Genomic DNA, 25,024 nt, shown 5'->3' with positions numbered 1-25,024 from the left:
AGAACAAGACTCCGGGCTTTGTTACGGACGGGCGGCTTCAGTCGGCAGCGACCGGGGCGCTTTTCTTCTCCGGCTGGGTGCGCAGGCCTGCCAGGGGCCGTTCGGGCAGGGCGAGGGTGGCGAGGAAGGCCAGGGCCATGAGCACGGCGGCCACCAGGAACACCTGGTCGATCGCGCCGGCCATCGCGCCGCGCAGGGCGTTGAGGATGGGCTCCAGGAGGTTGCCGTCGCCCACGCGGGTGAGCCCCGCGCCCAGCTGCGCAGTGGCCTGCGGGCTGGTCAGCAGGTTCGGGTTGGCGATCTCGCTCTGCAGGGCGGCGGGCAGCGTGCGGGCCTGCGCGGGGAGGCTGGCGGTGAGGCTGCCGTTCAGGTGGGCGTTCACGAGCGCGCCGAAGAGGCTCACGGCCAGGGTTCCGCCGATCTGCCGGAAGAACTGGTTGCCGCTGGTGGCGCTGCCCAGCTGGTCGCGCCGCGCGGCGTTCTGCACGGCCAGGGTCAGCTGGCTGTTCACGGGGCCCAGGCCCAGGCCCAGCAGGATCATGAGGCCCACGGCGAGCAGCAGGGGCGTGGTGGTGCTCAGGGTGGTGGCGAGCAGCAGCGCGACGGTGGACACGAGGCCGCCGATCAGGATCAGGCGCTTGTAGCGGCCGGTGCGGCTGACGACCTGTCCGGAGAGGGTGCTGGTGAGAATCATGCCGAACATCAGTGGGGCGAGCGCCATGCCGCTGCTGCTGGCGCTGGAGCCGCGCACGCCCTGCATGTACAGCGGGAGGTACAGGATTGCGGCGTACATGCCGGCGCTCGTGAGGAACCCCGCCAGGGACGCGACGGCAATACCGCGGTCTTTCAGGAGGCGCAGGTCCAGGATGGGCCGCTCCTGCCGCGCGCTGTGCCTCGTGTAGGCGCCGAACAGGATCACGGTGGCGGCCAGGAGGCCCAGGATGGTGGGGCCGGTCCAGGGGTACGTGCCGCCGCCCCAGGAGAGTGCGAGGGTGAGGGTGGTCACGGCCCCGCCCAGCAGGGCGGCGCCAGGCGCGTCGAAGTGGCCTGGTGCGCCGGGGGCCGGCAGGCGGAAGAAGCGCCAGATGAAGTACGTGGCGAGCAGGGCGAAGGGCAGGTTCACGAAGAACACGCTGCGCCAGCCCAGGTGGTCGGTCAGGAAACCGCCGACCAGGGGGCCTACGACGCTGCTGACGCCCCACACGGCGCCGGTGTAGCCCTGGTAGCGGCCACGTTCGATGGGGGTGAACAGATCGGCGATGGCGGTGAAGCTCATGGCCATCAGCGTGCCGCCCCCGACGCCCTGCAGGGCCCGGAGGATGATCAGCTGTTCCATGTTCTGCACGAAGCCCAGCAGGACGCTGCCAAGCGTGAATACGGCGATGCCCGCGAGAATCAGGGGGCGGCGGCCGTAGCGGTCGCTGATGGTCCCGACGATGGGGATGGTGACGGTGGTCGCCAGCGAGTACGCGGTGAAGGCCCAGGCGTACAGGTGGAAGCCGCCGAGGTCGCTGATCACGCGGGGCATGGCGCTGCCGACCACGGTGAGGTTCAGGCTGGAGAGGAACAGGACGGTCAGGATGCCGACGAAGGCCAGGCGTTTCTGGCCTTCGGTGAGGGTGGGGGTGGTCATGCGGGGCCTCCGTGTAGCGCCTGGTCGAGGGCCTGCAGGGCGTTCAGGGCGGCCTGCACGCGTTCGGGCGGCAGGTGGCCGAAGTGGGCGTGGACGACGTCCTGTGCGACGGCGCGGGTCCGGGCGCGGGTGGCCTGGCCCTGTGCGGTGAGTTCAAGGCGTTGCAGGCGCAGGTCGCTGGGGTCGGTGAAGCGCTGCACGAGGCCGGCCTGCACGAGTTTGGTGATCATGCGGGTCACGGTGGGGGCGGGGAGATTCTGGGCCTGGGCGACGGCGCCGGGGGTGGCGGCGCCGTCCATGATGGTGGCGAGCACGACGAGTTCCTTGGTGTTCAGGCCGAGCGCGGTTTCGAGCGGGTCGTCGAGCACGTGGTGAACGCGCCGGGAGAGGCGCAGGATCAGCCGGACGAGGCTGTAGAGGTCGTCTGTGTGGGGGAGTGGGGTGGGCACCGGGGGACTACTAGTCATTTCAAACGGAAGTATTTCAGATGGAACGAGTGGCCGCCAGTCCTGAGGTGTTCACGAACGGGGAACACCCCCAGGCACACCTGCCTGGCCCTCAGGCGAACGGCACGGCCTTCAGGGCCTCCCAGCCGTCCAGCAGTTCCGACAGGCGGACCCCGCCGCGCAGGTGGGTGTTCAGAATGCCCGGCACCCACGGCAGCACGTCGTCCGGCAGGGCGTCTGGCGCACACCACGCCACCTCGGAGGTTTTGTCGAGCGGCTGCGCCTCGCCTGCCCACGCCCGCGCGAGGAAAAACACATCCAGCCCCTGTGCGCCGCTCAGGTCGTACCTGCAGGCCCCCAGAGCGACCAGGGCCGCCGGCTCCACGCTCAGGCCCACCTCCTCCAGCGCCTCGCGCGCCGCCGCCTGGGCCAGCGACTCCCCCGGCTCCACGTGCCCGCCCGGCAACCCCCACAGGCCCTCCCCGTACGCGGAGCCGCTACGCCGCCCCAGCAGCACCCGCCCTGCGCCGTCCTGCGCCACCAGCCACGCCACCAGATGAAACGTCACGGCTGGCCGCTCCGCCCGGCCTCGCCCCGCCATTGCCGCTGCATGGCCTCACTCTGGCACGCCGGTGACGCAGGGGGCGGCAGGCATGCGCTATCCTCGACCCTGCGTCACCGGGGGTGCCCTGCTTCCGCCCACACGGGCAGACGGCGGGCTGAGACTTACCCCAGGAACCTGATCCGGGTCATTCCGGCGGAGGGAGCGTGACCGGCAGCCTCCACTGGGACGCTGCCCCCCGCTTCCCCTCGAGACGCGAGGGGATTTTTCATGCGCACAACCGTACTGACCGCCCTGCTCCTCGGGAGCGCCGCCCACGCCCAGACCACCCTGACCGTCATCACGCATGACTCCTTCGGCGTGGACAAGAAACTCATCGCCACGTTCGAAGCGCAGAACAAGGTCCGGGTGCGCTTCATCAAGGGCGGCGACGCCGGCGAACTCCTGAACCGCCTGATCCTCACCCGCCGCGCGCCCATCGCGGACGTCGTGTACGGCCTGGACAACAGCCTGCTGCCCCGCGCCGCGCAGGCCGGCATTCTGCAGGCGTACCGCAGCCCCGCGCTGAGCCGCGTGCCAGCCGCGCTGCAACTGGACGACGCGGGCCTGCTGAACACCGTGGATTACGGCTTCGTGGCCCTGAACTACGACCGCGCGTGGTTCGAGAAGAGCGGCGTGCCGCTGCCAAAAAGCCTGGATGACCTGAAGACCCCCACGTACGCGAAACTCACGGTGGTCCAGAGTCCCGCCACCAGCAGCCCCGGCCTGGCCTTCCTGCTCGCCACCGTGAACCACTACGGCGAGGCCGGCGCCTGGCAATGGTGGCGCGACGCCCGGGCCGGGGGCATGAAGGTCACGCGCGGCTGGAGTGACGCGTACTACAAGGACTTCACCCGCAACGGCGGGAAGTACCCCATCGTGCTCAGTTACGCCAGCAGCCCCGCCGCGGAAGTGTTCTACGCCGACGGCTTCACGCCCGACAAACTCCCCGCGCAGGCGCCCACCGGCAACCTCTTCCTGCCCGGCAGCACCTTCACGCAGCTTGAAGGCGTCGGCATCCTCAAAGGCACCCGCCAGGGCGCGCTGGCCCGCAAATTCGTGGATTTCATGCTCAGCGGCCCCGTGCAGGCCGACATCCCCACCCGCATGTGGATCTACCCGGCAGTGAAGGGCACGCCCCTGAACCCGGTGTTTACATTCGCGCAGGAACCCCAGGGCACAGCAGTGAAGGCCGACCTGACGCGCAACCCCCAGCGGCTCGTGGACGCCTGGATCACGCAGGTTCTGCGCGCCCGGTAAGCACAAGCAACGCGGGCGCGGCGGCAGGTTCCCTTCGCCTGCCGCCGCGCCCTGACCCTGTGGCGGACCGGTACCGCCAAAAGGAGAGCTGTTCCCCGCATGCCCCAGGCCTCAACGCACACCGGCCCTCCTGAACCGGGCCCTTCGCGCCTCACCCTGCATGTGGTCCTCCGCCCCCCTGAACCCAGCGGCAGGCACCCACCGGCAGCGGGGGGCCGGGCGTGAATCAGGTTCCCCTCTCCCGCCTGTCCGGGTGGCTCCTGACCCTGCCGGGCCTGCTGTTCGTGCTCCTGTGCCTGGTGGTGCCGCTGGCACGGACGCTGCTGGAGGGCGGCGTCACCCTGAGCGTGTGGGCGGACCCGTACTTCCAGGGCCGGCTGGGCTGGACGCTGGCGCAGGCGGCCGTCACGGCGGGGCTGGCAGCGGGGCTGGGCGTGCCGCTGGCCTTTCTGCTGTCACGGTTCCAGGTGCGGGGCAGCACGCTGTTCCTGCGCCTGCTGCTGCTGCCGTTCGTGACCCCGACGCTCGTGGCCGTGCTGGGCCTGTCGGCGCTGCTGGGCCCGCAGGGCTGGGGCACGCGCCTGCTGGGCGTGGACCTCAGCGACACGCCGGCGCTGCTGGTGCTGGGCAACCTGTTCTTCAACCTGCCGGTGATGGTGCGCCTGAGTTACGCAGGGTTCACGCGGGTGCCGCCGGGCCTGCTGGGCGCGGCGCGGTCCCTGGGGGCCTCCGGCTGGCGCGCAGCGTGGGAGATCGCGCTGCCGCTCGCCCTGCCGGGCGTCCTGGCCGGCACGGTCCTGGTGTTTCTGTACTCGGCCCTGAGTTTCGGCCTGCCACTCGCGCTGGGCGGGGAGCGCTACGCAACGCTGGAGGTAGAGATCTACACCCTGACGGCGTTGCAGCTGCGCCTGCCGGAGGCAAGCGCCCTGATCGTGGGTCAGCTGGCGTTCACGCTGCTCGCCACGGGGGCGTACGTGCGCCTGACGCGCGGCGGGCTGGGGGTCGCGGGAGCAGGGCGGCCGCGGGCCCGTGGGGCGGCCCGGGCGGCCCTGCTGGTCCTGGGAGGCGTGACGGTCGCAGTGTGTTTCGCACCGCTCCTGGCGGTGGTGGCTCGGGGCCTGCTGGGCTCGGACGGCGTGACGCTGGCGTACTGGCACGCCGTGCTGGCCGACGAGAGCACGCCGCGGCTCGTCTGGAACACCGTGCGTTTCGGCCTGATGGCCCTGGCCGGGGCCGCGCTGCTGGGCGGCCTGTACGCGCTGGGCGCCTGGCGGGCGCAGTCGCGGACCCTGGACCTCGTGTCCCTGCTGCCGCTGATGGTCTCCCCGGTGAGTCTGGCGGTCGGGTACCTGCTGGCGTACCCGGCGCTGGCCGCCACGCTGCCGATGCTGATCGCGGCGTACACGCTGCTGGCGTGGCCCCTGGTGGTCCGGTCGGTCCTGCCGGCCCTGCGGACCATTCCGCCGCGCCTGCACGAGGCCGCCCGGTCGCTGGGCGCGTCACGCGGCGCGGCGCGGCGCACCGTGACGTTCCCCCTGGTCTTCCCCGCCCTACGGGGCGGCGCGGCGCTGGCCCTGGCCACCGTGCTGGGAGAGTTCGGGGCCACCCTGGTCCTCACACGGCCGGAGTGGGCCACCCTCAGCACCGGCCTGTACGAACGCCTGGGGCGCCCCGGGGAACGCAACCTGGGCGAGGCGTGCGCGCTGGCCACGGCGCTGCTGCTGCTGTCTACGCTCGCCTTCACGCTGCTGGACGGCGGCGAGGGTGAGGTGACGTGAGATGCTGGGCAGCGTGAATCACGCGCAAGGGCCGGTGCTGTCGCTGCGCACGGTGCGCCGGTCGTTCGGGCCGGTCGCTGCGGTGCGGGACGTCTCGCTGGACGTGGCGGCGGGCGAGACAGTGGCGCTGCTCGGCCCGAGCGGATGCGGAAAGAGCACGGTGCTGCGCGTCACCGCGGGCCTGGAGCGGCCGGATGCCGGCAGCGTGCACGTGGCAGGCCAGGATGTCACGGCCCAGCCGCCGGAAGCGCGGCACGTGGGGCTGGTGTTTCAGGATTACGCCCTGTTTCCGCACCTGAGCGTGCTGCGCAACGTGGCGTACGGGCCGCGCGTGCGGGGCGCGGCGCGCTCCGTGGCCGAAGCGCGCGCGCGCGAAGCGCTGGCGCTGGTGGACCTGATGGGTCTGGAGGACCGCCGCCCCGCGCAGCTGTCGGGCGGACAGGCACAGCGGGTGGCCCTGGCGCGGGCCCTGGCGACAGGCTCCCCGCTGCTGCTGCTGGACGAACCCATGTCCAACCTGGATGAGCAGCTGCGCGCGGACCTGCGGGCGGAGTTGCGCGACCTGTTCGCGCGGGTGCGGGCGGGGGTGCTGCTGGTCACGCACGACCAGCGGGAGGCGCGGTCCCTCGCGGACCGCGTGGCGGTGATGCGCGCCGGTCAGCTGGTGCAGGTGGGCGCCGCCGCGGAGGTGTTCGCACGTCCGGCGACGGCCTGGGTGGCGGCGTTTCTGGGTGAGGCGAACCTGCTGCCCGCCGCCCCCGGGGAGGTGCGGTTCGTGCCGGAGGAGGCCCTGTGGCCCGGTGAGGGCCAGGCGTGGCCGGTGACAGCCCGGCAGCCGGTGGAGGGCGGCGTCCGCGTGACGGTCGCACACGCCTGGGGGCCCCTGACCCTGACCCTGAGCGCGCGGGAAATGGCGTCGTTACGCGGAGAGACGCTGCCCCTGGCCGTTCGTGAGGCGCTGGTCCGGCCGCTGCCGGACGACCGTGACCCCACGCACTGATCTGACTTTCCCGCAGGTCACCTATGCGGGCGGGCCGGCCACCTCAGGCCACGCACAGAGGAAGGGATCAGGACGAACGCACCCGCGAGGCGCCAGGGAGCGCACCTGCCGTGGCGAGTGGAAAGGGGCCTCCACCACGGTTCGTGGGCTGCGGGCAGGGCACCTGCGGGGCAGCAGCGGCCGAGTTCAGCAGCGGGTGGCCCGGCAGCGTCTCCCCCAGCTCTGACGAAGGAAAAGCCGCACCGGCCTGCGCCGGGAAGCTGGTCCAGAAACTGACGGCCAGCGACGTGTTCGGCCTGTCCTGGACTCCCGTGCCGGGCACACTTGTTCCAGGCACGCTCAAGGCACTGAATGCAGCGGCCGTAAAGTTCAGCAGTACGCCGCCACACAACGCAGCAATGAACGAGCGGCTGGGCATGACTCCACACGGCCGGAGAGGTCCGAACAGCTGACCGTGACGGCAGGCCTGACCTGAACTCACGCGGGGCATACGCAGAGCGTTCCTGCCGGCGTTCAAACCGCCGCAACGGTGCTGCACTGAACTGAGCAGCAGCGTGGGGCCGCTCCCGAACCGCCTGAATGCGGCACTTGGGCGCACAGGCCTCCTGTACTCCTCCAGCACCTCAACCGGAACCGGCCGCGTAGACTGCAAGGGCTGTGAGTGCCCTTCCTTTCTCTGACGCCCCCCTGGAGGCCGGCGTGGCGTGGATTCTGGTGGGGGGCCGCCTGACGCCCTCGCCCCTGCTGGACGCGCTGCCACGCCCGGACGTGGTGGTTGCCGCGGATGGCGGGGCCCGGCACGCCGCGGCGCTGGGCGTGCGGGTGGATGCGTGGGTGGGAGATTTTGATTCCTCAGCGGGCGTGCACGTGGACGCTCCCCGGGAGGTGCATCCCACCGCAAAAGATGAAACGGACGCTGAGCTGGCGGTGCGGGTGGCGCGCGCGCGCGGCGCTGCGGAACTGGTGTTCGTGGGGGCGTTCGGCGGCCGCTTCGACCACACGCTCGCGCTGGCCCTTGGGGCGCTGCGCCTGGCGGGCGAGGGCCTGCGGGTGACCCTCACCAGCGGGGACGAGTGGGGCTGGCCGCTCCTGAGCGGCGCGGCACTGTCAGTTCTTCTGCCGCAGGACGCGACCCTCAGTGTTCTGGCGGTCACGACCCTCCGGGGGCTGACGCTGGGCGGTGTGCGCTGGCCCCTGGCCAGCGCGGACATTCCACTCGGAAGTGGCTGGACGGTCAGTAACGAGGTGGCGCAGTCGCCCGTCACGGCGGCCCTGGACGAAGGGCAGGCCCTTGTGACGGCCCTGACCGGTGACCTTCGCTGATCAGATTCGGGACCATGGCCCGTTGCCGGCTCGAGCCGGCTCAGAGGGGTTGGCGTTCAGCTGGCAGGCGGCCCCGCCGATCCGGGTGGCCCGGGTGAACTGGCAGGCGCAGCTGAGGTCTGCGATGACGGTGGGGGTGGTGACGTCGTCCCCAGCGGGCTTCACGCCGGTCGCCTCCCATTTCACGAGGTCCGTGAAGGCCTCGGCGAGTTCCGCGCCGTTGAATTCGCAGTGTCCGGCGGAGCGAATGGCGCGCTGCACGGGGCGGTGGCCGTTCCCGGCGGCATTCAAGGCGGCGCGGTACAGCTGCTGGTGAGCGTCCGGAACCTTGCGGGGGTGCCACGCGTAGTGTCTGGGGATGAGACAGGCCGGAAGGGGTGGACGTGGATTGGGGTGCGGGTGCCTGGGGTGTGGCGGAGGCACGCTGCTGACCTTGGTGCTGCTGGGCGGGCTGGCGTGGTTTTTCGTGATCCAGCCGGCGCGGGCGTTCCTGGCGGGGTGGCAGGCGCCGCCCGCCCAGACGCAGTCGCAGGGTGGGAGTGGGGCGGGGGTCCCGGCGCCGAGTGGGAAGGTGAACGCCGCGCTGACCCAGCAGGACGTGCGGCGGTTCGTGCGGGTGCGCCGCGACGTGCGTCAGGCGCTTGGGTCGTCGTTCACGGGGGTGCAGCAGGTCTGGACCGATATTCAGGGCGGGCAGAACCCGAACGTGCTGCAGGTCATGACGGTGCTGCGGGACGTGGGAGGCAGTGTGAACGCGGCGCGGCAGGCGCAGGCGCAGGGGCTGGCGCGGGAGGGCATGAGCGCCGAGCGGTACGCGGCGGTGCGGGCGGGCGTGAACCGTGCGCTGGGGCTGCCGAATATTGATTTCGCGCAGGCGGCGCGGGCGTTGCAGAGCGGCCAGGTGCCGGACCTGAACCGTGACGTGCAGACGGGCACGGCGCAGGAGCGGGCGCTGGTGCAGCCCTTCCAGCAGGAACTCACGGAAACGGTGGCGCTGGGCCTGCTGGGCCTATAACCCTGTCCGAACTGGCCGCGCCGGACCCTGGGATCAAGTCCAGGGTCCGGCGCGGCCACTTGTCGTGTGGGCCTAGCCGGTCTGGTCGCGGCGGGGCGCGGCGTACAGCAGCGCCTGCGCCAGGGCCACCGGGTCATGCCGGGCCTGCCCGGGCTGAAGCAGTGGCAGCACCACCGCGCGGCCCCGCACGTCGCGGCTGGCGCCCGTGAGGCTCAGCAGGTGGGCGCCCTCAGCGGCGTACCGGGCGACGACGTCGCGGGGCGGCACGGCGTTGTTCACCAGCAGGCAGTCGGGGGTGCGGCCCAGGTGCCGGGCGATCGCCTGCACGTGGCCTTCGAGGGTCAGGCGGCTGGTCTCGCCGGGCTCGGTCATCAGGCTGGTCACGTAGATCACGGGGGCCGGGGACTGCCGGATTTCGTGCGCGATGGCCGGAACGAGCAGGGCTGGGATGATGCTGGTGTACAGGCTGCCCGGGCCCAGCACAATCTGGTCGGCTTCCCGGATGGCCTGCAGCACCTCTGGCAGGGCCGGGAGGTCAGGGGGGTCCAGGCTGACCTGCTCAATGGTGGCTGCGCCGACCTCCTGCGCAAAGCGGCTCTCCCCGCGGATGACGCGGCCGTCGCTGAGTTGCGCGACCAGGGTGGGGGGCTGCGTGGCGGCGGGGTACACGCGCCCGCGGATGCGCAGCACCTCGTGGATGTCCAGCATGGCTTCACTCAGGCCGCCCTGCTCCTCGCTGAGCGTGGCGAGCATCAGGTTCCCGAAGGTGTGCCCCTCGATGCCGTCGCCGCGCTGGAAGCGGTGCAGCAGCAGCCGCGCCATGACGGGGCTGTCGCTCAGGGCGGCGTAGCAGTCGGTCAGGTCACCGGGGGCGATCATGTCGAGCGACTGGCGCAGCCGGCCGCTGGAACCTCCGTCATCGGCGACCGTGACGATGGCCGTGGTGTTGCCGGTGTGTACCCGCAGGCCTGACAGGAGGTTGGACATGCCGGTGCCGCCCCCCAGCGTCACGATCCGCGGACCGCGGGCGAGGTGACGGTTCTGGTACATCAGGTCCACGGCCTGTTCGGGGGCGGTGCCGGTGCCGGTCAGCACGGACCGGTTGAGCATCATGATGCTCCACAGCGCGCCGAACAGGGCGAGCAGCATCAGGGCGATCCCGCCGGTGTACAGCGGCATGACTTCAGGGCTGATCAGGGTGTTCACCCACAGAATCCAGCGGGTCGCGACAAAATGCAGTGGGCCGGTCCAGGTGAAGTGCAGCACGCCGACTGCGCCGATCACGGTGCAGATCACGAACAGGGTCAGCCAGCGTTTGACGCCGATTCCGGGGGACATCCACATGCGGGCGCGGCGCGTGACGTGCTGCCCGCGCCGGATCAGCTCGCCGTGCCGGGTGGCCGGGGGGGTGCTGAGCGCCGCGCGCTGCGGGAGGGGCGGGTCGCTCACTCGTGTTCGCCTGCTTTCATGTCGCGGTGGTCGAGGATGTCCACATTCAGGTCAGCGAGGTCCCGGGCCAGCCGGGCAGCCACGGCGACGCTGCGGTGCTGTCCGCCGGTGCAGCCGACGGCGACGGTGTACCCGTGGCGGCCGCCGGCGCGGGCGCGTTCAGAGGCGACGCGCACGAAGTCGCGCAGGTCCGCGTAGAACTGCTCGGACGTCTCACCCTGGAAGGCGTACTCGGCCACGTCATGGTCCAGACCGGTGCGGGGGCGCAGGGCCGGGTCGTAGTAGGGGTTGGGCAGCGAGCGGACGTCCAGGATCATGTCGGCGTCGCGGGGTGGGGCGTGCTTGAACCCGAAGGACATCAGGCGCAGGTGGAAGTCGTGCTCCAGGCGAAAGACCCGCAGGATCTGCGCGGCGAGTTCCTTGGCGCTCAGGCTGGTGGTATCGATGACCGTGTCGGCGATGGCGCGCAGTGGGGCGAGCAGTTCACGTTCCCGCGCGAAGTCCAGCATCAGGTTCTCGCCCAGGGGGTGCTCACGCCGGGTGAAGTTGTAGCGTTTCAGCAGCACGTCCGCGTTCGCTTCCAGGAACAGCACGCGCAGGTCCTCACGGCGGCGGGAGAGGCGCACGAAACTGTCTTCCAGTGAGCCCAGGAAATCGCGGGTGCGGGCGTCGGTGCTGATCGCCACGCGGGTGAGGCCCCGCGCCTGGACGAGGTCGTGCATGGCGCCCCACAGTTCCGGCGGGAGGTTGTCCGTGATGAAGAACCCGGCGTCTTCCAGGGTGCGCAGCGCGGTGCTCTTTCCACTTCCGGACAGACCGGAGACAACGACAAACGGCATGGCGTCAGTCTAGCCCGCGCCCGGCGCGCCGCCGGAGACGTGAACGTCTGGCCAAGGTCCGCTGGGCCCGCCTTTCATGAAGAACCCGCCTGGCGCTGAGGCCAGGCGGGTCGGGTGGGCAGCTTCAGCGGACCTTGGTGCCGCTGGGCAGGTCGAGTCCCAGCCCCACGAGGTCCAGGTTCCCCTGATCGTCCTCGGCGGCCAGGATCATGCCCTGGGATTCGATGCCACGCAGCTTGGCGGGTTTCAGGTTGGCAACCAGAATCACCTTGCGGCCCACGAGCGCTTCGGGCTCGAACCATCTGCGGATGCCGCTCACCACGGTACGCTCCTCCTCGCCCAGCCTCACGGTGAGTTTCAGAAGCTTGTCGGCCTTGGCCACTGCCTCGGCGGCAATGACTTCCGCGACGCGCAGGTCAATGCGGGCGAAATCGTCGATGCTGATCAGGGCTTCCGGGGCGGGGGGCGCGGGGGCCTGAGCGGCTGGTTCGGCAGGCGCGGTCTGGGTCATGGGACTCTCTTTCTTCGCGGCTTTCGGGGCGGGCGGCGTGGCGGGCGTTCCGGCGCCCGTCTCAGGTGCGCTGGCGTCTTTCACTTCAGGTTTCGGGAACAGGATGGCGCCGCTCTGCACGCGCGTGCCGGCAGGGGTCAGGCCCCAGGCGGACGCGAGGGCGTACGACTGGCCGCCCAGGCCCAGCTGCGCACGCAGCTCGCGGGCCTTCCCAGGAATCACGGCCTCCAGGGCAACGCTGGCCACGCGCAGGCCCTCGGCGGCGGTATACAGCACAGTGTTCAGGCGGCGCTGGGTGTCGTCACTCTTGGCGAGGTTCCAGGGGGCGCTCTCGGCGATGTAGCGGTTGAGGTCCCGGACGAAGTTCATGGCGGCCTCGATGGCCATGTTGATCTTCAGGTCATCCACGAGCTTCAGGATCTCGCCGGGCAGGGCGAGGGCGGCCGTTTCGATCTCGTGTTCCCGGTCGGTGATCTCGGCCGCTGCGGGAATGACTCCCTCGCGGTACTTCTGGATCATGCTGACGGTGCGGGAGAGCAGGTTGCCCAGGTCGTTGGCGAGGTCGCTGTTCAGGCGGGACACCAGGATGCCCTCGCCGTAGGGGCTGTCGGCACTCAGGGTCGCTTCCCGCAGCAGGGTGTACCGGATGGCATCCACGGGGTACGTGGAGACCAGGGCCTCCGGGTCAATGGCGTTGCCCAGGCTCTTGCCCATCTTGCGGCCGTCCTCGGCGAGGATGTGACTGTGCACGACCAGCCGGCGGTAGGCGGGCAGGCCCGCGGCCCGGAGCATGGTGGGCCAGAACACCGCGTGCGGCTTGAGGATGTCCTTGCCGATCACGTGCCACGCGGTGCCGATCACGTCGGGACGTGCCCCCTTGCTGACGGGCGCCGAGACGTAGTTCAGCAGCGCGTCGAACCACACGTACGTGACGTGATCCGGGTCCCAGGGCAGTTCGATGCCCCACGGCACGCGGCTCTTGGGGCGGGAGATGCTCAGCGGCCCGATGGGTTCGCGCAGCATCTCCAGGACCTCGTTGCGGTACCCGGCAGGCTGGATGAAGTCCGGGTTGGCCTGGATGTGCTCCAGCAGCCACGCCTGGTACTTGTCCATCTTGAAGAAGTAGTTCGCTTCGCGCCGAAGTTCGGGCGGGTCCTTGTCGCCGGGGTAGCGGCGCACGCCGTCGGGCCCTTCGACAAGTTCCTTATCCGTCACGTAGCGTTCGGCGCCCACGGAGTACAGGCCCTCGTACTCGGCGAAGTAGATGTCGCCCGCGTCGTACACGCGCTGCAGCACGTCCTGCACGAAGCGTTTGTGGCGGCCTTCGGTGGTGCGGACGAAGTCGTCGTAGCTGATGTCCAGTCGGTCCCACAGGCCCTTGAAGGCCCGCAGGGACAGGTCGTCGACGAACACCTGGGGGGTCTGCCCGGCTTTCGCGGCGGCTTTGGCGATCTTCTCGCCGTGCTCGTCCGTGCCGGTCAGGAAGAACACGTCCCGCCCGGCGAGGCGGTGGTAGCGGGCGATGGCGTCGGCCAGGATCTTCTCGTACACGTGGCCGATGTGCGGGGCGCCGTTGGCGTAGTCAATGGCGGTCGTGATGAAAAAGTGCTTGGGGTGGCTGGGGTCTGGGTGGCTCATGGGCGTCCTTCCTTCCCGGCGCAGGCCCTGATGGGAGGCCGGCCGGGCAACCTGTTCAGCATACGGGGTGAAGGCGGCGGGGCGTCCCTGCTGCTCAGAACGCCCCGCGTGACCTTGATGGGTCAGGGTCGCGGGGGCATTCGCATCATCACGGGAGCGTGAGACATACGCGCAGTGTACCGTGCGCTGCGCTCAGACTGACCGCCGCCCTTTAGCGGTGTCCACCCAGGCACCGCAGAAGCAAGCTGGACGGCAGGTCAGTCGCCCCCGGGTGGATTTCCCGAACAACCTCAGCAGGCCCTGTCCCGGGAATCCGCCTGCACCTGGGGCTGGTGTCCCGGCCACCAGCGTGCATTCACCCCGTCTGAGGGTCTGGGCAGGCCACACCCGTCCATCCCGTTCACTGGAGGTTGCCGGCCGTCAGGTGGCGTTCCCTTCCCCTATCTGTCCTGCTTACCCTGGGCGTTCTGCCGGTCGACCTGGACGCCCGGCCGCCGCGCAGCCCCAGGGGACCGGGACGGGCGACATCACCCTGAACTTCGCCGCTGGCGGGGCATGATCACGCAGGATCAGCCTCTCCTGCGCGTCAGTAGTCCCGCGAACAGTTGCGGCAGCAACGTGTTCACCGGCCACAGGACCATCGACGGCCCCGGCGGCATCCTGGCCCAGAGCGGGTTATGCGGCGTTCGCCCCAGCACCGGGCCTGACCACCTCCTCCGCCCTGGTGGTCGACACGGCCGACCTGGGCGCCTTCAGCCGCCAGCGTGCAGAGATCGCCGTGCACGAAGTGGCGCACCCTCTGGGTGTCGGCCCGCTGTGGTCCCGCTTCCGGCTGGTCAGTGGCGGCAGCGGCACCGTGGGCGCGCAGTGGCGTGTGACGACCTGCAACCCGGAACTGATGACCGGCCACCTGAACAGCGGCGTGAGGAGTCGGCTGAGCCGCAGCAGCGGGAGCAGCCTGCAGGACACGGGTTACACCGTATGTTTCGGCACTGCGGCTGCCTGCACGGTCCCCGCCGCCACCACACAGGCCCCAAAAGGTCTGCACCTGGGGGCCGCGAGGTGATCATCACGCTCCGGGACTGCACCGAGGCAACCGCCCACCGGGGCCGGACAGGTCAGGCGGGGTCATCTGGTGACGTCGCGCCGGTGGCCATGAGCCGCAGGCCATACGTCACGGCGCCCGGTGAGCGGCGCAGTTCCTGGAAGCCCAGGTGCTGGTAGAAGCCCTGGGCGCGCGTGTTGCTCTCCCCTACCCCCAGGTGCACGCCGGGCACACCGGCCCCGCGCAGGGCCCCGAGCAGGGTGGTCATCAGGGCCCGGCCCCGCCCGCCGCCCTGCGCGCGCGGCAGCAGGTCAATGTGCAGGTGCGCGGGGTAGGCGCCCAGCAGGTCCGCGGGCGTGTGGGCAGGGTGGTGGATCAGGTGCGCGATCCGCTGGTCCGGCGTGCGGCGCTCCCGTGGCACGCCGGCCGGGTCCGGGTAGATGCGCCGCAGGGCCGGCCACCATTCGCGTTCCAGCGTGGCTTCGAACGCCGCAGTGTCCGGGGCGCCCAGAATGTACCCGGCAGCCTGTGTGCCGTCGCCAGGGTCGAGCACGAACGCGAAGTCGGGCGCGTGGGTCAGGTACGGCCCGGCGTACACATGCCCGAGCAGCAGCGGGTCGTGGTACAGCGCCGTGGCGTCCTCGCCGCTGGCACCGGTCTGCAGGCAGATGCGGTACAGGGCGGCGCGGTCAGCCTCACGGGCGGGGCGGAGCGTCAACATGTTTTCAGTGCATCACACGCCGGGCGGGCGGGGGCGCTGCGGTGGTGTGAACCTGCGGTGGCGCCCGGCGGCACGTTTTCTGCTGTGGGCGGAATGTAAACTGGAGGTAATGATTGCCTACCTGTCCGGCGTGGTCCGGGAAATCCGCGAGAACAGCGCCGTAGTCGTCGCCGGTGGCGTCGGTTACGAGGTGCAGTGTCCGGTCAGCACCCTGGGGAAACTTACGGTTGGAGAGCCCGCCGAGCTGAACACCCGCTTCGTGGTGCGTGAGGACGCGCAGCTGCTGTTCGGGTTCCAGGACGCCGACAGCCTGCGCCTGTTCGACCTGCTCACCACGGTCAGTGGCGTGGGGCCCAAGCTGGCCCTGGCGCTGCTGTCGGCCATGCCGGTCAGTGCGCTGGCCGCCGGGCTGCTGGGCGGCGACGTGAAGCTGCTGAGCAGTGTCAGCGGGGTCGGCAAGAAGACCGCGGAGCGGCTGGTGCTGGAACTGCAGAGCAAGGTCCCTGAGCACCTCGCGGCGCCCGCAGCGGCCGCCGGGGGTGCCCGGCCCGCGCGGGTGGTGACTACGGCCGGACGTGACGCCATTGACGCGCTGCTGGCCCTGGGGTTCCGCGAGGCGCAGGTGCGGGGGGTGGTGGCCGAGCTGCTGGCCAGTGACCCGGAGCTGAACGCCGACGCGCTGATCCGCCGGAGCCTCGGGCGCCTGCGGTAGGTTACTTGCCCACGCAGAAATTGCGGAACACGGCGTCGACCACGTCCTCCTGCACGTCCCGGCCTGTCAGGTCGGCCAGGGCGCGCAACGCCTCTTCCAGTTCGTACCCGGCCAGGTCGTCGGGCAGGAACGCGGCGGCCTGCACGTAGCCCAGGGCGCGCCGGGCGGCGTCCGCCTGCCGCTCCGTGGTCAGCCACGCCTCGCCCCGCGCCGCGTCGCCGAGCAGCGCGGCCTGAATCGCCTCGCGCAGCTCCGGCAGGCCCTGGCCGGTCACGGCGCTGACGTCCAGCGCCGCCGGGTCACGCCACGCCTGCGGAAGGTCGGCCTTGGTGCGCACGTGCAGCACCCGGGCGCCGCTCAGGTCGGCGGGCAGGGGTTCGCGGGGGGCGCTGCCGTCCTCCAGGGCCAGTACGAGATCAGCGGCGCCGGCCAGGGAGAGGGCCTGCCGCACGCCGGCGGCTTCAATGACGTCTGCGGTATCGCGGATACCTGCCGTGTCAACGAGCGTGACGGGCACCCCGGCGAGCTCCACTGCGGCTTCCAGGTAGTCGCGGGTGGTGCCGGGGGTGGGGGTCACGATGCTGCGCTCGTACCCCAGCAGGGCGTTCAGGAGGCTGCTTTTGCCGGCGTTGGGTCGGCCGATCAGGGCCAGCCGGGCGCCGCGAGTGGCGACCTGACCGGCGCGGGCGGAACGCAGCAGTTCCTGCAGGTCCGCTTCTGCGTGCGCCAGTGGCGCGGCGCGGTCCTCGTCGGGCACGCCCTCCTCAGGGTAGTCGAGCATGGCCTGCATGGCAGCGAGGGTCCGCGTGACGTTCTGCCCGATCCGCGCCACCCGTTCGCCCAGCGCGCCGCTGAGGCCCAGGGTGGCCTGCCGGCGGGCCGTGTCGGTCTGCGCTTCGATCAGGCCCAGCACCGCTTCAGCCTGCGCGAGGTCCAGCCGGCCGCTCAGGTACGCGCGCAGGGTGAACTCGCCGGGGCGGGCCAGCCGCGCGCCGCAGTCCAGGGTGGCCTGCAGCACGCGGGCCAGGACCGCGGGACTGCCGTGGGTCTGCAGTTCGGCCACGTCCTCACCGGTGTAGCTGCGCGGTCCCTTGAAGATCAGGCACAGGCCCTCGTCGAGCGCGTCTCCCGCTGCGTCTTGCAGCTGCCCGAACAGGAACCGGCCGCCCGGGGTGCCTGAGGGCGCGCGCCGGCCGCGGAACACGCTGTCCGCGACGCGCAGGGCGTCCGGTCCGCTTACGCGCACGATGCCCACGCCGGCGCTGCCGGGGGCTGTAGCGATGGCGGCGATGGTGTCCGAGAGGCCAGAGCGGGTCACGGGCGCAGGCTAACACCGTCCTCGCCCGGCGACCGTGGCCCTCCTCATCACGGCCTTCACACGGGGGTCGGGTTTCTCATGCATGGGCACTAGCATGCCTGCATATGCGTTCTTCCCTGCTTTCCCTGACCCTGACTGCCCTCGGGGCGCTGCTCGGCGCGCCTGCCGTGGCCCAGACGGCACCCGCCACCACACCCCAGGCGCCCGCCAGGGGCGTGGCGTCCGCGACGACCAGCAAGGCCGTCAGCGCGCTGTCGGTTGAGGTGGGTTCCGTCGTGAAGGGCCGGCTGATGACCTGCCCGGCCGCCCTGAAACTCAGCACGAGTGCAGTGTGCCTGTACGTCCAGACGTCCTCCACCACCCTGCGCCCGCTGCTGCGGGGAAAACTCTCGGCGCGTGCCAGTGGCGACTGGAAAACCACCGGGAAGGCCAGCGTGCTGCTGCTGAAGGACACCAGCGGCGCCGTGAACACCTTTGTGATGCTCAGCGCCCTGGCCGACAAGGAAACCCTGGTCGTGATGGACGCCGCGCAGGTGAAGGCCGCGGCGCCGGCCGCGAAGGTCGCCGTGCCTGCGGGCGTCGTCAAGGGACAGGCCTACGTGCTGGGCAGTGACCTGACCGGCGTGGTGCGCGTCACGGCGCTGGGCGGCGGAAAGTACCGCCTGTCGAATGACGATCAGGGCACACTGACCGTGACGGTCGGTCAGCGGGCCGCCCAGACCGACGCTGGCGCCGTGGAGCTGCCCCTCGCTCCTGCCACGGACGGCAAGAACCTGATCTTCCCGCTGGCGGGCCTGCGTGCCCTGGGCTGCACCACGACCCCGAACGGCGGCGTGCTGACGGTCGCGTGCGGATCGGACAGCGTGGGCGTGAAACCGATTGTCTTCTGACCTTCTGTGCGCCAGGGGTGCCCCGGTCACTGACCGGGGCACCTTCTGCTCATCTGGACTTTACGGACCCTTAGGACGCAACGCAGGTCGCCGAATTCGCGTAATGATGGGCAGGTCACACAACCGTTTCTTTCAGGAGGAAACCCATGAGCATCCTTGACCGACTTTCCCGCCTGCTGCGTGCCAACGTCAACGACATGATCAGCCGCGCGGAGGACCCCGCCAAGATCATCGACCAGGCGCTGCGTGACATGCGCGCTGCGTACGCCGAGGCCCGCAGCGAGGTCGCCGGCGCCATGAGCCAGAACGCGAAACTGGATCGCGAGGCCAGCAGCAACCGCCGCATGGCCAGCGAATACGAGAAGAAAGCGGAAGAAGCCCTGCGGGGCGGCAGCGAGGACCTCGCGCGCGAGGCGCTGCGCCGGGCACAGAACGCCAAGGACCTCGCGGCCGGATTCGAGGAACAGCTGCAGGTGCAGACCCAGACCGTCGAGCAGCTCAAGACGCAGCTGCGCGCCCTGGAAGCCAAGATTGACGAGATGGAAGGCAAGAAGTCGCTCCTGGCGGCCCGGCAGAAGACCGCGCAGGCCAGCGAGACCCTGGACCGCGTCTCGGGGTTCAGCAAGGCCGGCGGCGCCATGGACGCCTTCGAAGAGATGGAGAACAAGGTGTCCACCATGGAGGACCGCAACCGCGCCATGACGGAACTGCGCAAGGACAACGACTTCGACGCCCAGCTCAACGATCTGGGCCGCGACAAGGACCTCGATGATGCGTTCGCGGCGCTGAAAGCCAAGGTGCAGGGCGGCGGCCCGAGCAGCTGACCCTGCCACCGCCAGCCGCATCCCGGGTGTCCCCTGGGGTGCGGCTCCGCCTTTTGCGGGACGTCTGTCAGGTGAACTTCATGTTTGCTGACAGAATGAGGGCAATGAGGCGTTCTAAGCTGAGCGGCATGCGAGCCCCCCGCGTTCCCCGTGCCCTGCGGTTTCTGCCGGCAGCGGCGCTGGCCCTGACTCTGGCCGGGTGCGCGCCCCAGGCCGCAACGACCGTGCAGAGCACCACGCCGGTCCGTGCCGTGTCGTTCTACCCGCGGGAAGCCGGGCTGCTGTGGTCGTACCTGCCGGAGGGAGACAGCAGCGCCACCCCGCCCTACACGCTGCAAAGCCAGGGGGTCACGCTGTTCGGGCAGGACACCGTGCACGCCTACCGCATGACCGGCCGCGGCGCAGACCAGACGTGGTACCGCGCAGTGGACGCCACCGGCGTGCGCCTGCTGGGCATCCGCAAACCGGGCGTCACGGTGCGGCTGCACCCTGCGTGGCTGGAGTATCCGGCCGAAGCGGCGTGGCGGGTCGGGCTCACCTGGCAGGGCCAGAGTGAGGTGACGCTCACTGCGGACGACGGGACCGTGCAGGCGCGCGGCACCCTCACCTACAGTTACGTGGTGCAGGAGCGCCGGCAGGTGACCACCCCGGGCGGCCGCTTCGACGTGTGGGTGGTGGCCCGTCAGATCACGGACACCGTGGGCGGGTTGTTTCCCGCCACGCAGCAGCTGTGGTTCACGCCGTTCATCGGTGAGGTCCGCACACCCGAGGGGCTGCTGCTCACCGGGCGCAACTTTGCCCCGCGCCCAGGAGGCCAACCATGACCGATCACCCCACCCTCTCCGGCACGCCCCTGCTGGACCGCGTGAACAGCCCCGAGGACCTCAAGCGGCTGTCGCGCGACCAGCTGCCGGTCCTGGCGCATGAACTGCGCGACGAGATCACCCGGGTGTGCTCCGTGGGCGGCCTGCACCTGGCGTCCTCGCTGGGCGCCACGGACCTGATCGTGGCGCTGCACTACGTGCTGAACTCCCCGCGTGACCGGATCCTGTTCGATGTGGGCCACCAGGCGTACGCGCATAAGATCCTCACCGGCCGCCGCTCACTGATGCACACCGTGAAGAAAGAGGGGGGGCTGTCGGGCTTCACGAAGGTCAGCGAGTCCCCGCACGACGCAATCACGGTCGGGCACGCCAGCACCAGCCTCGCCAACGCCCTGGGCATGGCCATGGCCCGCGACGCGCTCGGGCAGGACTACAAGGTCGCGGCCGTCATCGGGGACGGCAGCCTGACGGGCGGCATGGCGCTCGCTGCGCTGAACACCATCGGCGACATGGGCCGCAAGATGCTGATCATCCTGAACGACAACGAGATGAGCATCAGCGAGAACGTGGGGGCCATCAGCAAATTCATGCGCGGCCTGCAGGTGCAGAAGTGGTACCAGGAGGGCGAGGGCGCCGGGAAGAAGGCCGTGCAGGCCGTCAGCAAACCTCTGGCGGACTTCATGAGCCGCGCCAAGAGTTCCACCCGGCACTTCTTCGACCCTGCGAGCGTGAATCCCTTCGCGGCCATGGGCGTCCGGTACGTGGGCCCCGTGGACGGCCACAACGTGCAGGAACTCGTGTGGCTTATCGAGCGGCTGGTGGACCTCGACGGCCCGACCATCCTGCACGTGGCCACCACCAAGGGGAAGGGCCTGAGCTACGCCGAGGCCGACCCCATCTACTGGCACGGACCCGGCAAGTTCAACCCGGCCACCGGCGAGTTCAGCGCCAGCCAGACGCACTCCTGGAGTGCCGCTTTCGGGGACGCCGTGACGGAACTCGCGGCGCAGGACCCCCGCACCTTCGTGATCACGCCCGCCATGCGCGAGGGCAGCGGCCTGGTCGGGTACAGCAAGGCCCACCCTCACCGTTACCTGGACGTCGGGATTGCCGAGGAGGTCGCCGTGACCGCCGCCGCCGGGATGGCGCTGCAGGGCCTGCGTCCGGTCGTGGCGATCTACTCCTCGTTCCTGCAGCGCGCCTATGACCAGGTGCTGCACGACGTGGCCATCGAGCACCTGAACGTCACGTGCGCCATTGACCGTGCGGGCATCGTGGGGGCCGACGGCGCCACGCACAACGGCGTGTTTGACCTGTCGTTCCTGCGCTCCATTCCCGGCGTGCGGATCGGCCTGCCGAAGGACGCCGCTGAGCTGCGGGGCATGCTGAAGTACGCCCAGACGCACGACGGTCCCTACGCCATCCGCTACCCGCGGGGCAACACGGCGCCCGTTCCCGAAGGCACCTGGCCTGACCTGAAGTGGGGCACCTGGGAACGCGTGAAGGCCGGCGAGGACGTGGTAATTCTCGCGGGCGGCAAGGCGCTGGAGTACGCCCAGAAAGCCGTGGCTGACCTGGAGGGGGTGGGTGTCGTGAACGCCCGCTTCGTCAAACCACTCGACGAGGAGATGCTGCGCGACGTGGCCCGCACCGCCCGCACCCTGATCACGGTGGAGGACAATACGGTGATCGGCGGCTTCGGCAGCGCGGTCCTGGAGTTCCTGAACGCCGAGGGGCTGCGTACCCCTGTCCGGGTGCTGGGCATCCCGGATGAATTTCAGGAGCATGCGACCGTGGAAAGCGTGCACGCCCGCACGGGGATTGACGCGCAGGCCATCCGCACGGTCCTCGCGGAACTTGGCGTGGATGTGCCCTTCGGGGTGTAACGCACAACAGGGCGAGGGCGCGGAGGGTGCACTCCTCCGCGCCCCCGCTGCCGTTCAGGCCCTGATTTCGCCGTCGCCTTCCACCACCCATTTGGTGGTGGTGAGTTCGCGCAGGCCCATGGGGCCGCGGGCGTGAAGTTTCTGGGTGCTGATGGCAACCTCGGCGCCCAGGCCGAGCTGCCCGCCGTCATTGAAGCGGGGACTGGCGTTCACAATGACGGCGGCCGAGTCGACGTCCTGCACGAACCGCCGGGCCTGTTCAGGATCCCGGGTCAGGATCACGTCGGTGTGGTTGCCGCGCACAGCGATGAAGTCGAGGGCTTCGTCCAGGCCACCCACAGTTTTGATGCTGGCCGTGAGGGCCAGGAACTCGGTGCCGTAATCGGCGTCCGCGGCCGGTCCGGCGGGGGTGCCGGCCCCCTGCAGGACTGTCAGCGCCTCCGGGTCGGCGCGCAGGGTGACGCCGTGCGCGGCGAGGTCGCGGGCGATCTCCGGCAGGACCGGCAGGGCGCCCCGGTCGATCAGGAGGGTGTCCAGGGCGTTGCAGGCGCTGGGTTTCTGCACCTTGGCGTTCCGGATGATCTGCACGGCGCGCGTCACGTCTTCCGGAGTGCGGGTGAAGGACCGGTCGAGGTACAGGTGAACCACGCCGATGCCGCCGACGATGACGGGAACGGTGGCGTTCTCCACGCAGTAACGGTGCAGGCCGGCGCCGCCGCGGGGAATGATGGCGTCCACAAGATCGTCGAGTTTCAGCAGTTCCAGCATGCGTTCCCGCGCGGGGTCCCGAATGATCTGCACGGCGTCTGCGGGGAGGTTCTCGGCGCGCAGGGCCGCGCGAATGACGTCCTCCAGCACGGCGTTGCTGCGCACCGTTTCCTTGCCGCCGCGCAGGATGGCCGCGTTGCCGCTCATCAGGGCGAGGGCCGCGACGTCCACCGTCACGTTCGGGCGGCTCTCGTAGATCACGCCGAGCACGCCCAGCGGCACGCGTCTGGTACTGACGCGAATGCCGCTGGGCTGCACCTGGGCGGGGGTCGTCTCCCCCACCGGGTCGGGCAGACCGGCCACGGCGTCCACGTCGCGGGCGATGCCGTCGATGGCCGGCGCGTCCAGGCGCAGGCGGGCCACCATGGGTTCAGGCAGGCCCGCCTGCGTGGCGGCCTGCACGTCCTGCGCGTTGGCTGCGAGAATCACGGCGGCGTTTTCACGCAGGCCGTCGGCAATGGCGCGCAGCGCCGCAACCTTGCGGGCGGTCGACAGGGACCGCAGGATGCGCGCGGCGGCGCGCGCCCGGACGCCCATGTCACGGACACTGATTTCATGAACCTCGGCGGCACTCATCCTGTCAGCGTAGCAGCGCCGCCCCCGGCGGCAGGCGGCGCAGGTCAGACGGGCACCCGGGCCTGACCCGCGCACGAGGCCGGCGGGTCTTGAGCCGCCGTTCAGGAACAGCCCGGGCCGTGGGCCTGCCGGATAGGGTCTGTGGGCTGGGTCCCGTATTCGCCTCATGGCGCTCCGCTAAGGTGGAAGGCATGACGACCGAGCTTCTGTCCGGCCCCACGCCTGCGCCCACCGCCCAGTCCGAGGCGCTGTTCGCGCGGGCGCGGGCCGTCACGCCCGGCGGGGTGAACAGTCCCGTGCGGGCTTTCCGCAGCGTGGGCGGCACGCCGCGCTTCATTGCCCGCGCGAACGGCGCGACCCTGACCGACGCGGACGGCACGCAGTACGTGGATTACATCGGGTCATGGGGTCCGATGATCCTGGGGCACAATCACCCGGCCGTGCGGGAGGCGATTGCCGACGCGTTGCAGTTCGGCACGAGTTTCGGTGCGCCCGGTGAGCGGGAGGTGCTGCTGGCCGAACTCGTGACGCGCCTGACCGGCGTGGACCGCGTGCGGTTCGTGAGCAGCGGCACCGAGGCGACCATGAGCGCCCTGAGGCTGGCGCGCGGCGTGACCGGCCGGAAGTTCATCGTGAAGTTCCGGGGGAACTACCACGGGCACGCGGACGGCCTGCTGGTGGAAGCCGGCAGCGGCCTGATGACGAATGCCGCAGGGGCGCTGGGGTCGGCCGCGCCAAGCAGTGCGGGCGTGCCGGAGGAGTACGCGGCCCTGACCCTGGTCAGCGAGTACAACGATCCGCAGGCGCTCGACGCCCTGATCGCCGCGCGCGGGCATGAGATCGCGGCCGTGATTTTTGAACCGGTGGTGGGCAACGCCGGGGTGCTGATTCCCACGCCGGAATTTCTGGCCGCGCTGCACCGCGTGCGGGCCTCGGGTGCCCTGCTGATCGCTGATGAGGTCATGACCGGCTTCCGGCTGTCCCTGAACGGCGCGACAGGCCTGCTGGGCCTCCAGCCGGACCTCACCTGTTGGGGCAAGATCATCGGGGGCGGCCTGCCGGTGGGTGCGTACGGCGGGCGGGCCGACGTCATGGATTTTGTGTCCCCTCAGGGCCCGGTGTACCAGGCGGGAACGCTCAGCGGAAATCCGCTGGCCATGGCGGCAGGCCTGGCCACACTGCGCACCCTGGAGGGCGACCCGGACCTGTACGCGCGGCTGAACACGTACACGGCCGCCCTCGCTGACGGCCTGCGGGATCTGGCCCGCGGCGCGGGCGTGCCCATCAGCGTGAATCAGGTGGGGAGCATGCTCACCGCGTTTCATCAGGACACCCCGGACGGCCAGGTCCGCACGTATGGTGACGCGGCGCGCAGTGACACGGCCGCGTTCGCCCGGTGGTTCCAGGGACTGCTGGGGCGCGGCATCTACTGGGCGCCGAGCCAGTTCGAAAGCATCTTCGTGAGTGCCGCGCACGGCGACGCCGAACTGAACGCCACGTTGGACGCCGCGCGCGCGGCGTACGGGGAGCTGAACGCATGACCCTCCTGACCCGCACGGACCAGATTCAGCAGGTCCTGACCGATCACAAGGTGATCGCTGTGGTGGGCTTCCACCACGACGCCATGAAACCCGCGTATTACGTCCCGGAGTACATGCACCGCCAGGGCTACACGATCATTCCGGTCAACCCGGCGCTCGCCGCGCGTGGGGAGACTCACTTCGGGGTGAGGGCCGTCGCGACCCTGGCAGAAATCACCGTTCCAGTCGACATCGTGGACGTGTTCCGCCGCAGCGACAAGGTCCGCGAGCACCTGCCGGACATCCTCGCCATGACTCCCCCCCCGAAAGTGGTGTGGCTGCAGCTGGGCATCCGTGACGACGCGACGGCGCAGCAGCTCACGCAGCGCGGCATTGACGTGGTGCAGGACCGCTGTCTGCTCGCGGACCACCGGGCGCTGCTCTGAC

Annotated in this window: 23 protein-coding genes; 13 read left to right on the top strand and 10 right to left on the bottom strand. The window is 70.4% G+C overall.

Translation table 11 applies throughout. From position 1 onward, the window contains the following. Positions 1–37: 37 nt before the first annotated feature. From LAJ19_RS03535 to LAJ19_RS03525, 3 genes are all read right to left on the bottom strand, one after another. Positions 38–1,633 (bottom strand): MDR family MFS transporter, encoded by a 1,596-nt coding sequence (locus LAJ19_RS03535; RefSeq protein WP_225476931.1) that lies wholly within the window; start codon positions 1,631–1,633, stop codon positions 38–40. Then, positions 1,630–2,100 (bottom strand): MarR family winged helix-turn-helix transcriptional regulator, encoded by a 471-nt coding sequence (locus LAJ19_RS03530; RefSeq protein ID WP_225476930.1) that lies wholly within the window; start codon positions 2,098–2,100, stop codon positions 1,630–1,632. Before LAJ19_RS03530 ends, LAJ19_RS03535 begins: the two co-directional genes overlap by 4 nt. A gap of 91 nt (positions 2,101–2,191) precedes the next feature. After that, entirely contained in the window at positions 2,192–2,647 is a 456-nt protein-coding gene (locus tag LAJ19_RS03525; protein ID WP_225476929.1) for an NUDIX domain-containing protein, read from the bottom strand. A gap of 264 nt (positions 2,648–2,911) precedes the next feature. Between LAJ19_RS03525 and LAJ19_RS03520 the strand changes: the two genes are divergently transcribed. From LAJ19_RS03520 to LAJ19_RS03505, 4 genes are all read left to right on the top strand, one after another. Continuing rightward, positions 2,912–3,940, top strand: coding sequence for a thiamine ABC transporter substrate-binding protein (locus tag LAJ19_RS03520; RefSeq protein WP_225476928.1), 1,029 nt, complete (start codon positions 2,912–2,914; stop codon positions 3,938–3,940). Between the two features lie 221 nt (positions 3,941–4,161). Further along, entirely contained in the window at positions 4,162–5,718 is a 1,557-nt protein-coding gene (locus LAJ19_RS03515) for an ABC transporter permease (RefSeq protein WP_225476927.1), read from the top strand. Between the two features lies 1 nt (position 5,719). Beyond that, positions 5,720–6,718 carry an ABC transporter ATP-binding protein gene (locus LAJ19_RS03510; protein WP_225476926.1) on the top strand — a complete coding sequence of 333 codons (999 nt, stop codon included), beginning with the start codon at positions 5,720–5,722 and terminating at the stop codon, positions 6,716–6,718. 657 nt (positions 6,719–7,375) lie between these two features. Continuing rightward, the gene (locus tag LAJ19_RS03505; protein ID WP_225476925.1) at positions 7,376–8,041 is read left to right on the top strand and encodes a thiamine diphosphokinase; all 666 of its coding nucleotides are present in this window, start codon (positions 7,376–7,378) and stop codon (positions 8,039–8,041) included. On the opposite strand, the gene LAJ19_RS03500 is transcribed toward LAJ19_RS03505, so the two are convergent. Next, a complete protein-coding gene (locus LAJ19_RS03500) occupies positions 8,042–8,332 on the bottom strand; it encodes a hypothetical protein (RefSeq protein WP_225476924.1) in 291 nt (96 codons plus the stop codon). A gap of 145 nt (positions 8,333–8,477) precedes the next feature. Between LAJ19_RS03500 and LAJ19_RS03495 the strand changes: the two genes are divergently transcribed. After that, positions 8,478–9,056, top strand: a complete 579-nt coding sequence (locus LAJ19_RS03495) for a hypothetical protein (RefSeq protein ID WP_225477954.1) — start codon at positions 8,478–8,480, stop codon at positions 9,054–9,056. Between the two features lie 72 nt (positions 9,057–9,128). Here LAJ19_RS03495 and LAJ19_RS03490 read toward each other — a convergent pair whose 3' ends face one another. The 3 genes from LAJ19_RS03490 to metG form a co-directional block, all read right to left on the bottom strand. After that, a complete protein-coding gene (locus tag LAJ19_RS03490) occupies positions 9,129–10,505 on the bottom strand; it encodes a gluconeogenesis factor YvcK family protein (protein WP_349774823.1) in 1,377 nt (458 codons plus the stop codon). After that, a complete protein-coding gene (rapZ, locus tag LAJ19_RS03485) occupies positions 10,502–11,344 on the bottom strand; it encodes an RNase adapter RapZ (RefSeq protein WP_225476923.1) in 843 nt (280 codons plus the stop codon). Before rapZ ends, LAJ19_RS03490 begins: the two co-directional genes overlap by 4 nt. Before the next feature lie 124 nt (positions 11,345–11,468). Next, positions 11,469–13,493, bottom strand: a complete 2,025-nt coding sequence (gene metG / locus LAJ19_RS03480; protein WP_225476922.1) for a methionine--tRNA ligase — start codon at positions 13,491–13,493, stop codon at positions 11,469–11,471. Positions 13,494–14,217: 724 nt separating this feature from the next. Between metG and LAJ19_RS03475 the strand changes: the two genes are divergently transcribed. Next, the gene (locus tag LAJ19_RS03475) at positions 14,218–14,559 is read left to right on the top strand and encodes a hypothetical protein (RefSeq protein ID WP_225476921.1); all 342 of its coding nucleotides are present in this window, start codon (positions 14,218–14,220) and stop codon (positions 14,557–14,559) included. Positions 14,560–14,611: 52 nt separating this feature from the next. Here the strand turns inward: LAJ19_RS03475 and LAJ19_RS03470 are convergent, their stop codons facing one another. After that, the gene (locus tag LAJ19_RS03470) at positions 14,612–15,259 is read right to left on the bottom strand and encodes a GNAT family N-acetyltransferase (protein WP_225476920.1); all 648 of its coding nucleotides are present in this window, start codon (positions 15,257–15,259) and stop codon (positions 14,612–14,614) included. Positions 15,260–15,368: 109 nt separating this feature from the next. Here LAJ19_RS03470 and ruvA point away from each other — a divergent pair, with 109 nt between their 5' ends. Continuing rightward, on the top strand, positions 15,369–15,971 hold the full coding sequence (ruvA, locus tag LAJ19_RS03465; protein WP_225476919.1) for a Holliday junction branch migration protein RuvA: 603 nt from the start codon (positions 15,369–15,371) through the stop codon (positions 15,969–15,971). 1 nt (position 15,972) lies between these two features. Here the strand turns inward: ruvA and mnmE are convergent, their stop codons facing one another. Continuing rightward, the gene (gene mnmE / locus LAJ19_RS03460; protein ID WP_225476918.1) at positions 15,973–17,289 is read right to left on the bottom strand and encodes a tRNA uridine-5-carboxymethylaminomethyl(34) synthesis GTPase MnmE; all 1,317 of its coding nucleotides are present in this window, start codon (positions 17,287–17,289) and stop codon (positions 15,973–15,975) included. Between the two features lie 104 nt (positions 17,290–17,393). Between mnmE and LAJ19_RS03455 the strand changes: the two genes are divergently transcribed. The 4 genes from LAJ19_RS03455 (at position 17,394) to dxs (ending at position 21,713) form a co-directional block, all read left to right on the top strand. After that, entirely contained in the window at positions 17,394–18,179 is a 786-nt protein-coding gene (locus LAJ19_RS03455; protein ID WP_225476917.1) for a hypothetical protein, read from the top strand. A 146-nt stretch (positions 18,180–18,325) separates the two neighbouring features. After that, complete coding sequence (locus tag LAJ19_RS03450) at positions 18,326–19,003, top strand: PspA/IM30 family protein (protein WP_225476916.1); 678 nt, start codon at positions 18,326–18,328, stop codon at positions 19,001–19,003. Positions 19,004–19,131: 128 nt separating this feature from the next. Next, positions 19,132–19,827: a hypothetical protein gene (locus LAJ19_RS03445; RefSeq protein ID WP_225476915.1), complete on the top strand. Its 696-nt coding sequence runs from the start codon at positions 19,132–19,134 to the stop codon at positions 19,825–19,827. After that, positions 19,824–21,713, top strand: a complete 1,890-nt coding sequence (dxs, locus tag LAJ19_RS03440; protein ID WP_225476914.1) for a 1-deoxy-D-xylulose-5-phosphate synthase — start codon at positions 19,824–19,826, stop codon at positions 21,711–21,713. The genes LAJ19_RS03445 and dxs overlap by 4 nt, the downstream gene beginning before the upstream one ends. A gap of 54 nt (positions 21,714–21,767) precedes the next feature. Here the strand turns inward: dxs and LAJ19_RS03435 are convergent, their stop codons facing one another. Beyond that, positions 21,768–23,057 (bottom strand): glutamate-5-semialdehyde dehydrogenase, encoded by a 1,290-nt coding sequence (locus tag LAJ19_RS03435; protein WP_225476913.1) that lies wholly within the window; start codon positions 23,055–23,057, stop codon positions 21,768–21,770. A 191-nt stretch (positions 23,058–23,248) separates the two neighbouring features. Between LAJ19_RS03435 and hemL the strand changes: the two genes are divergently transcribed. Both hemL and LAJ19_RS03425 read left to right on the top strand, forming a co-directional pair. After that, positions 23,249–24,598, top strand: coding sequence for a glutamate-1-semialdehyde 2,1-aminomutase (hemL, locus tag LAJ19_RS03430; RefSeq protein WP_225476912.1), 1,350 nt, complete (start codon positions 23,249–23,251; stop codon positions 24,596–24,598). Then, positions 24,595–25,023: a CoA-binding protein gene (locus LAJ19_RS03425; protein ID WP_225476911.1), complete on the top strand. Its 429-nt coding sequence runs from the start codon at positions 24,595–24,597 to the stop codon at positions 25,021–25,023. The genes hemL and LAJ19_RS03425 overlap by 4 nt, the downstream gene beginning before the upstream one ends. The last annotated feature ends 1 nt before the right edge of the window (position 25,024 follow it).

The sequence above is a fragment of the Deinococcus taeanensis genome (genome assembly GCF_020229735.1).
Lineage (GTDB): Bacteria > Deinococcota > Deinococci > Deinococcales > Deinococcaceae > Deinococcus > Deinococcus taeanensis.
The sequence above is the reverse complement of the archived record's forward strand: the minus strand, read 5'-3'. Positions and strand labels throughout refer to the sequence as shown.